Annotated in this window: 10 protein-coding genes; 7 read left to right on the top strand and 3 right to left on the bottom strand. The window is 62.4% G+C overall.

Annotated features, from left to right (window positions below; genetic code table 11):
- Positions 1 to 670: DUF6880 family protein (locus tag KZZ07_RS26205; protein ID WP_370631269.1), on the top strand; the 670-nt coding region annotated here is incomplete at its 5' end.
- Positions 671 to 745: 75 nt separating this feature from the next.
- On the opposite strand, the gene KZZ07_RS26200 is transcribed toward KZZ07_RS26205, so the two are convergent.
- The 3 genes from KZZ07_RS26200 to KZZ07_RS26190 all read right to left on the bottom strand — a co-directional run bounded on the left by KZZ07_RS26200 (position 746) and on the right by KZZ07_RS26190 (position 3,003).
- Positions 746 to 1,051 carry a hypothetical protein gene (locus KZZ07_RS26200; RefSeq protein WP_219519749.1) on the bottom strand — a complete coding sequence of 102 codons (306 nt, stop codon included), beginning with the start codon at positions 1,049 to 1,051 and terminating at the stop codon, positions 746 to 748.
- Positions 1,052 to 1,468: 417 nt separating this feature from the next.
- Positions 1,469 to 2,344 carry a polysaccharide deacetylase family protein gene (locus KZZ07_RS26195; RefSeq protein ID WP_219519746.1) on the bottom strand — a complete coding sequence of 292 codons (876 nt, stop codon included), beginning with the start codon at positions 2,342 to 2,344 and terminating at the stop codon, positions 1,469 to 1,471.
- Between the two features lie 32 nt (positions 2,345 to 2,376).
- On the bottom strand, positions 2,377 to 3,003 hold the full coding sequence (locus tag KZZ07_RS26190) for a TetR/AcrR family transcriptional regulator (protein WP_219519743.1): 627 nt from the start codon (positions 3,001 to 3,003) through the stop codon (positions 2,377 to 2,379).
- Between the two features lie 140 nt (positions 3,004 to 3,143).
- On the opposite strand from KZZ07_RS26190, the gene KZZ07_RS26185 reads away from it, so the two are divergent.
- The 6 genes from KZZ07_RS26185 (at position 3,144) to speB (ending at position 8,336) form a co-directional block, all read left to right on the top strand.
- Positions 3,144 to 4,202 carry an ABC transporter substrate-binding protein gene (locus KZZ07_RS26185; protein ID WP_219519741.1) on the top strand — a complete coding sequence of 353 codons (1,059 nt, stop codon included), beginning with the start codon at positions 3,144 to 3,146 and terminating at the stop codon, positions 4,200 to 4,202.
- Positions 4,203 to 4,307: 105 nt separating this feature from the next.
- Entirely contained in the window at positions 4,308 to 5,069 is a 762-nt protein-coding gene (locus KZZ07_RS26180; protein ID WP_370631268.1) for an ABC transporter permease, read from the top strand.
- Entirely contained in the window at positions 5,069 to 5,863 is a 795-nt protein-coding gene (locus KZZ07_RS26175; protein WP_219519733.1) for an ABC transporter ATP-binding protein, read from the top strand. The genes KZZ07_RS26180 and KZZ07_RS26175 overlap by 1 nt, the downstream gene beginning before the upstream one ends.
- On the top strand, positions 5,860 to 6,627 hold the full coding sequence (locus KZZ07_RS26170) for an SDR family NAD(P)-dependent oxidoreductase (RefSeq protein WP_219519731.1): 768 nt from the start codon (positions 5,860 to 5,862) through the stop codon (positions 6,625 to 6,627). The genes KZZ07_RS26175 and KZZ07_RS26170 overlap by 4 nt, the downstream gene beginning before the upstream one ends.
- On the top strand, positions 6,624 to 7,355 hold the full coding sequence (locus tag KZZ07_RS26165; RefSeq protein WP_255564611.1) for an SDR family NAD(P)-dependent oxidoreductase: 732 nt from the start codon (positions 6,624 to 6,626) through the stop codon (positions 7,353 to 7,355). Before KZZ07_RS26170 ends, KZZ07_RS26165 begins: the two co-directional genes overlap by 4 nt.
- A 12-nt stretch (positions 7,356 to 7,367) precedes the next feature.
- Entirely contained in the window at positions 7,368 to 8,336 is a 969-nt protein-coding gene (speB, locus tag KZZ07_RS26160) for an agmatinase (RefSeq protein ID WP_219519725.1), read from the top strand.
- Positions 8,337 to 8,617: the final 281 nt, after the last annotated feature.

The following is an 8,617-nucleotide window of genomic DNA, read 5'->3' as shown; positions in this document are numbered from 1 at the left end:
GGGGCGGCTCTCTTTTGTTGAGGGTGAGGGGGATATGTCCCCGCCACGGGTCAGCCTGGAGGCGCGCATCCTGGAGGCCCTGGATGACGCACCTGCCGCACAAGCCCTGCGTTGGCGGTGCTTCGAGGCTACCCTGTCGGCTGAGATCCTGCGGGACCACCTCGACCAATTGCCGGATTTCGAAGACATCGAGGCCAAAGACCGCGCCCATGCCTATGCCCTGGAAAAGGCCACGCCCGAGGCGGCCTTGCAGTTCTTTCTCGACTGGCCCCGGCTGGATCTGGCGGCCAAGCTGATCGTCATGCATCCGGATCGCTGGGACGGCGGCGATTGGCATACCCTGCCCAGGGTCGCGGCGCTTCTGGAGCATGATCATCCGCTGGCGGCGACGATCCTATACCGGGCTCTTCTGGACGACATCCTCGCCCGCGCGCGTTCCAAGGCCTATGGACACGGTGCGACATACCTCGCGAAACTGGCCCTGCTGGCAGAAGACACCGATGCCGCCCGCTCCGGCGAAATTCCCTGCCACGCCAGCTATATTGCCGAACTCAAGAAGGCGCACCACCGGAAATCAGGGTTCTGGTCCCGTGTCGGTGAGGGGAAAGCAGAGAAGACGCCGCAGGCCGGCGGGTCCCGTCGCCCTGTTTGGATAAAAGGGAGGGAGTGACGGCCCACTCCGGACGTTGGTTGGCCGACCCGATGCTGCGCTGCGGCTTCACCAGACCGGTCATCCGTACATGGTTCAGCATCTTGGATCCTCGAACGACAGCAGTGCGGACAAACCGGTCGTCGAGCGGTTCACCAATTGGGACGGCTTTCGGCCGATTGTGTTGAAAAACTCTGCAACTCGAAATTTGCTTTGAAAATCTGGAACTTTGTTCTCGCAGATAGCTGTTCGGCATACGTAGTTTGCGATGGGGCGCCTTCGCGGGAAAAAGTTCTGCCAATTCGGTCCTTTCAGGCGGGATACTGAGTTTTTCAACAAAATCGGCCCTAAGCGATCATGCGCGGCGCCGGCCACAACCACGCGCACGGCGATCACCTGCACAGCCATATGCATCCCGAGTATGAGGGCGCGGACCCCAGGTTCTGACCACGCAATTCATCGACGGTTTTTTGGAGGGAGCCGACAAGTCCAGCTACGTCAAGCGCGCGGGCGTCCCGTTCGAACGCCCGCGGCAGTGCGGCGCGAAGGCGCTCGAACTGGTCGACGTCGAGCCCAAGACCGAGTGGCAGGTGGGCACCGCCGCGCCGTCTTTCGGCTCACGCGAGCCAAGCTACTTGCCGTTCCCCTGCGAATGGTGCGCGAACGTACCAACATGCCGCTGGTCTATGTGTCTATGGACGAAAAATCCTCGCTCGACATTCGTGAATTCCTGTCGAAGCGTGAGTTTGAAATCGACCGGTAGACTCGCCCTGCGGACGCGGTAGCTGGAAAACGGCCCGGGTGCGGATTCCTTGCGTCTTATGACGTCCCGGCTGCCGCGTAGTCTTCGAGCCTTTCGACTCGCAGTGTCTTGCGGTTCTCCAACGCGTGCGAAGCAATCGCCTCCATCGGCGCGAACCAAACGTTGCCTGTCTCGAGTGCACGCTCTATCAGCTTTTCCATTTCGCGCCAGCGGGCGAGACGTCCGGTGAGGAAGGGGTGCAGCACCGGCATCCAGAACCCGCCGGCCTCGTACATCGCGTCGAATTCCTCGGCGAAGGCCCGGATTCCATCCGAGGGCGCACGAACCGGCATCAGGTAGTCGATTTCCTCGAAATGCGCGAAGGGTGGCCAATCGTCGGTGCCCCAGTGCGGTGGGACCTCTATGAGACTGCCTTTGGGCGTTTCGACGCGGTACGGCAGATCGTCGGCCATCATCGAACTGTCGTAAAGAAAGCCGTTCGCGATCAACCGGTCGACCATGGCCGGTGTGATCGCGTAGACTGGGGCGCGGTAGCCGCGCGGTTTGCGCCCGGTCATGCGGACGTGCACCTCCATTGCGCGCTCGAACAGCTCGGCCTCGACCTCGTCGGAATGGCCCATCGGGTCTTCATGCATCCATGAATGGTGTCCGATCTCGTGGCCGTCTTTCAAGATCGCCTCAACCGTGGCGGGATAGGTCTGCATCACCCAGGCCGGCATGAAGAAGGTCTGGGTCAGCCCCAGCCGACGATAGCTCGCGAGGATACGCGGCACGGCGACGGTGGGGCCGTAGCGGCCCATCGAGATCGGTTGCAGGCGCAGCTCTGCATCGTCGGGCCGGGCGGTGCGGATCAGCGAGTCGGCGTCGATGTCGAACGTCACGCAAGCGGCGCTCTTCTTGCCTTCGGGCCAGTCGATCGGGTTAAGGAACATGGGCGTCTCCGCTGGGTTGAATGGGGTGGCGGTCAAGTCGAGGGTGCCGAGGCACAGACTGAGAACAGCGCAACGAGGTCGTGGCGCAGACGGGTTTCGATCTCGTCCTGGGTCATGGCGTCGGAGGAGATGAATTCAATGAAACGCGCGTTCTGAAGCTGGAACAATGCACGCCCGAGATGCACGGGATTCAGGTGGTCGGGCAGGGCGCCCGCCGCCTGGGCGGCCTCGATCCGGCGCACAAGCACATGAGCCAGCTGGTCGTCGAGCTGGGAATACGCGGTGCTGAGACGGGTGCCTGCCTCGGTTGTTACGGCCGCGATCACCTGCCGCCAGATATCCTTTTCGAGATTCGCAATCGCATGATCCATCACCTCGCGCGCGAAAGCGACCGCGAGCGAGACGATATCGCTTTCGTTGCGCGGCAGCGATTCGTTGAGACGCGCGATCAGTTGCTTATCGCTTTCGATCACCAGCGCCAGAAGAACGCCAGCCTTGGTGCCATAGTAGTTATGGACAGTCACGCCTGACACACCGGCGGCGACGGCGATACTTTCAATCGTCGTCTTCTCGTAACCCTTCTTTTTAAAAAGAGTTTTCGCCGAAGACACGATGCGGTTGCGCCGGTCTTCTTTTTGTCGTGCACGCAGGCTGCTCACCTTTTCCTCCTTGGGTTGCGAGCGACTTTCAGCCAAGGCGCAACTTTGGTCAAGCAAAAATTTTTATTGCATAAAAGTTTTTAGCGGATACAAAATTTAGCATCACAAACGGAAAACACGCCAACTTGCGAGGTAAGACAATGCGCCCAATTCAGACCATCGCCGCGGCTGCGGCCATTGTGGCGGGGGGCGGCGTCGGCGCGGCGGCTGCCGAAACCGTCAATGTCGGTATCTGCGTCTCGTGGCCCGGCTACGCGATGCTTGAAGTCGCCCGCCAGAAAGACCTGATCCCCGACTACGATCTCAACATCACCATTTTCGAAGACCCGCTCGGCGGCCATGCGGCGCTCGCCGCCGGCCAGCTCGACGTCTACGGCTGCACCGCCGACTACACGCCGCTGGTCGTCGACCGCGGCACCGATGTGGTCAACGTGGCCTACCTCAACCCGTCCTACGGGGTGGATCACATCATCCTGTCGCCCGATGTCACTCCGGCCGATCTGCCGGGCAAAAAGGTGGCCGCGCCGCAGGCCTATATCGGCCATCTCCTGATGGGGATATGGCTCGATTCGGAAGGCATCACGCCGGACCAGGTCGAATGGGTGAACCTCAACGCCGACGAGGCCGTTGGGCCGATGATGTCGGGCGATCTCGCCGCGGCCTACATGTATGAGCCTTGGATCTCGAAGGTGCTCGAAGCCAAGCCCGGGGCTTCGTCGATCGTCAACACCGGCGACGCCGACGTGCTCCAGACCGGCATCTTCATGGATGCGCTCTACATGAACAAGAACTTCATCAGCGATGACCGTGATGCGGCCCTCGCCGTGCTCAAGGCGCGGTGGGATGGCCTTGGCTACTGGAGCGCCAACGTTGAAGAAACCAACAAGCTGCTCGCCGAATTCCTGCAGTGGCCGGAAGAAGACATCGGCTACGTGATCGGCACCAACGGCAAAGACTTCGAGGGCGGCATCTACATGCTCGACTTCGACGAATCCGCTCGCCTGTGCGGTGTGATCGACGGTGACGGCCCGTTCGGCATGGCCAATGGCTCAATGGCAGACTCGATCGCCCTCACCAACGACTGGTGGATCAAGCTCGGCCTGATGACCAACAAGGTCGATGCCACCGCCGGCATCGATTGCAGCCTGATGGGCGACCTTGCCGCCTCTGGCTATCGCCAGGCATTGACGGCAAACTAACGCGACCGGGAGCGCCCGCTCGGGCGCTCCCTCCTTCACTCAGACCGGAGCGAGGCCGTGCCAGCATCCAGTTCCAAGACACCGTTCTTCCAGCTGCGAAAGCCCGTGAGCCGGCGCCAAAGCCTGATCTCGGCCCTCGGGATCTGGGTGGTCTTTTTCGGGGTTTGGGTCTTCGCCTCATCCACAGGGATGGTGAACGAATTGCTGGTGCCCGCACCGCAACAGGTGTTCGCGACGACCTTCGAGCTTTTCTTTGGTCGCGGCTTCGCCAGCGACGTTCTGATCTCGATCAGCCGCGTGATTGGCGCCTTCGCCATGGCCGCCGCCGTCGCGGTGCCGCTCGGCGTGCTGATGGGCAGCTTCCCGGCAATCGAGGCGATCTTCTCCCCTTTCGTTTCGGCCTGGCGCTACCTGCCGGCCCCCTCCTTCATCCCGATCCTGCTGATGTGGTTTGGCACGGGTGAAGCCCCGAAACTCGCGCTTCTCTTCATCGGCGTCATCTTTTTCCTGATCACGCTGATCATGGATCACACCAAGAACGTGCGTGAAGAGCTGGTGGAAACCGCACTCACCCTCGGCGCCGGGCGCGGCACCGTGGTTGCCCGCGTGATCTTCCCCGCCGTCCTGCCCGACATCACCGTGGCCCTGCGCCAGATGCTGGCGATGGCCTGGACCTACCTCGTGATCGCCGAGATCGTCGCCTCCACCACCGGCATCGGCGCGATGATGATGCGCGCCCGCCGCTTCCTGAATACCGACGAGATCCTCTCGGGCATCATCGTCATCGGGGTGCTCGGGCTTGGCTTCGATCTTCTGTTTGCCGCCCTGCACCGCTGGGCCTTCCCCTACCTGCGAAAGGCCCGATAATGACCGTGGACGCCGCATTGGAAATCCGCCAAATCACCAAGGCCTTCGATCTTGGCGCGGGCCGTAGCGTGACGGCCGTGAAAGACATCAACTTCGCGGTCGAGCGCAACTCGATCTGCGTTCTGCTCGGCCCCTCCGGCTGCGGCAAGTCGACGATCCTTCGGATGATGGCCGGGCTCGAAACCCCAACCTCGGGCGAAATCGTGATCGGGGGGCGCACCGTCGACGGGCCGGGCCGCGACCGGGGCATGGTGTTTCAGGCCTACACATCGTTCGACTGGCTCTCGGTGCGCAGGAACGTCGAGTTCGGCATGAAGATCAACGGTGTCGCCCCGGCTGAACGGCACGAGCGAGCGGAGCATTTCATCAACCTAGTGGGGCTCGGCAAGTTTGCCGACGCCTACCCCTCTCAGCTTTCCGGCGGCATGCGCCAACGCGTGGCCATTGCCCGCACCCTCGCCAACGACCCGGAAGTTCTGCTGATGGATGAACCCTTCGGCGCGCTCGATGCCGAGACGCGCTGGCTCATGCAGGAACTGATGATCGATGTCGCGGAAAAGACCAACACAACGATGGTAATCGTCACCCACGACCTGGAGGAAGCGATCTTCCTCGCCGACAAGATCGTGTTTCTCTCAAGCCACCCGGGCCGGGTAAAGGAAGAGATCGTGCCGGCCTTCAAAAACGGCAAACGGATCGGTGACAAGGAGCGCGCGGTGAAGCTTGACGGCTACGCCGAGTTGGAAAGCAAGCTGATGCACCTGATGCGCGAAGAAGGGCGTGGAATAGAATGAGCCTTACGTTCGACTTAACCGGAAAGCGGGTCCTGATCACAGGGGCGAGCAGCGGGATCGGCTTCGGGGTGGCGAAAGGCTTGGCGAAGGCCGGCGCCGATCTGACCATCCTGTCCGACACCGCGGCGATCCACGAGGCGGCGAAGGCCCTGCCCGGGCGGGTGCGCGCAATCGAGTGCGACATCGCCGATGCGGCCATGGTCACCGAACGTCTGGCCGATATCGAACAGGTCGACGTGCTGATCAACAACGCCGGGTTGGAGCGGCCGACGCCGCTGAGTGGGGAAAATCCGGGCGGCAACGATACCTTCGAACGCATCATTGCGATCAACGTGACAGGCACGCAGAATGTGACCGATACGCTGGTGACCCGCATTCCCGATGGCGGGCGGATCATTCTCACCGCCTCGATCTGGTCCCGCACCGCGGTGCCGGGGTTTTCGGCCTACGTGGCCAGCAAGCACGCGCTGGTGGGGCTTGCGCGCACCTGGGCGCAAGAGCTTGGCCCGCGCGGCATCCGCGTGAACGCGATCTGCCCGGGCTGGGTGAAGACAGGCCCGGCGATGAATTCGTTGCGCGAATTGGCCGAGGCAAGCGGGCGCAGCGAAGCCGAGGTTGAAGCCGAGATCATGGCGGCGCAGGCGATCGACGGGCTGATGGAGCCCGACGACATGGCCGATCCTTACATGTTTCTCGCCTCCTCGGGCGGGGCCAATATCACCGGTCAGGCGATCAACGTCGACCGGGGCGAGGTGATGTCATGAGCCTCGAAGGGAAGGTTGCCCTCGTGACCGGCGGATCGCGCGGGATTGGCCGTGCCATTGCGCTTGCCTTTGCCGAACGCGGCGCCAAGGTGGCGTTTTGCCATCCCGGCGACGAAGCAGCCGCGCAGACACTGGCCGAGATCAAGGCGCGTTCGGACGGTGTGGATGTCGTCGCTGACGTGGCCGACGAAGCCCAGGTCGAGGCGTTTTTTGACCTCGCCGCGCAGGCGTTGGGCACACCCGACATCCTGGTCAACAATGCGGGCATCCTGCGCGAGAGCCCACTGGCCCAAACCGTCGTCGCGGAATTCGATCGGGTTATCGCGGTCAACCTGCGCGGCACCTTCCTTGCCGCGCGCGCCTTCGTGCGCCGCAACGAGAGCGGCCGGATCATCAACATCGCGAGCGATCTTGGCATACTCGGCCGCGAGGAAATGGCCGCCTACACCGCCTCGAAAGGCGCGGTGATTGCGCTCACGCGCACGCTGGCGCGCGAGCTTGCGCCGGGCATCCTTGTGAACGCCATTGCGCCCGGCTCGACCGAGACCGACATGACCAGCCCCGCCAGCATGAGCCCGGCCCAGATCGCCAAGGACCTCGACACGCCGCTGCATCGCTTCGGCCGACCCGAGGAAATCGCCGCAATGGCCTGCGTCCTCGCCGGCCCGGATAGCAGCTTCGTCACTGGCCAATGCTTCGGCGTGAATGGCGGCAGCGTGATGCACTGACAGGAGAGCACTATGGCCAGCGATCCCTTCTTCCACCCCGTCTCCGGTTTCGACCTGCCGCGTTTCGCCGGTGTGCCGACGTTCATGCGGCTGCCGCATGTGGACCTCGACAATCCCCGGCTGAAGGACGTCGAAATCGGCCTGATTGGCTCGCCGTGGGATTCGGGCACCACCAACCGCCCGGGGCCGCGCCATGGTCCGCGCCAGATGCGTGACATGTCGACGATGATGCGCGCGCAAAACGGCGCCACCGGGGTGCGGCCGTTCGAGTTGGCAAACTGCGCCGATCTCGGCGATGTCGCCCCCAACCCCGCCGATCTGCACGACACGATGGACCGGATCACAGCATTTTTCAGTACCGTGCGCGATGCCGGCATCCGGCCGCTCACCGCAGGCGGCGACCACCTCAACTCGCTGCCAATCCTGCGCGCTCTGGGCAAACCCGATCCGCTCGCGATGATCCATTTCGACAGCCATACCGATCTGTTCAACAGCTACTTCGGCGGCACGATGTACACGCATGGCACACCCTTCCGACGCGCCATTGAGGAAGAGCTCCTCGACCCGAAACGCGTGGTCCAGATCGGCATTCGTGGCACAACATACGACAGCGAAGACCGCGATTTTGCCGATGCGGTCGGCGTTCGGGTGATCCCGATCGAAGAATTCCACGCCCGTGGTCCCGAAGACGTGGTGGCCGAGGCCCGCGAGATCGTTGGCAGCCGCCCCACATACCTGTCCTACGACATCGATTTCGTCGATCCAGCCTTTGCACCCGGAACGGGTACGCCCGAGGTTGGTGGCCCCAACTCCTTCGAGGCCATTCAAGTGGCGCGCTTGCTTGACGGATTGGATATTGTTGGCGCTGATGTCGTGGAGGTCTCTCCCCCCTTCGACGCGTCCGGCGCAACCGCCTTTCTTGGTGCCTCGATCATGTTCGAACTTCTCTGCGTAATGGCGAACACCACGAACTCCAACTAGAAACATCTTTCGGTCTGGGGGCGGCGAAAAGGCGGCAAATCATCCGCCAAATGCCCACTGTTGTGACGAACCTCCAGATCGCCTTGGCCGGTGTGAAATCCGACTACGTTGGCCCCCGAATATTCGTTGGATTTCTTGTTCTCTTGAAAGTCGGTTTTCCGCCCATGTTGCCCGATGCTGTGATTGGAGGATGCGTCGGCTTTGGGCTCGAAGGAGACCTCGGATGCATCGCAGCATCATGTGATACGATGTCTTGTCAACGTCTGGTTGTCGATGTGGGA

It is taken from the genome of Mameliella sp. CS4 (assembly GCF_019392335.1).
Lineage (GTDB): Bacteria > Pseudomonadota > Alphaproteobacteria > Rhodobacterales > Rhodobacteraceae > Antarctobacter.
The sequence above is the reverse complement of the archived record's forward strand: the minus strand, read 5'-3'. Positions and strand labels throughout refer to the sequence as shown.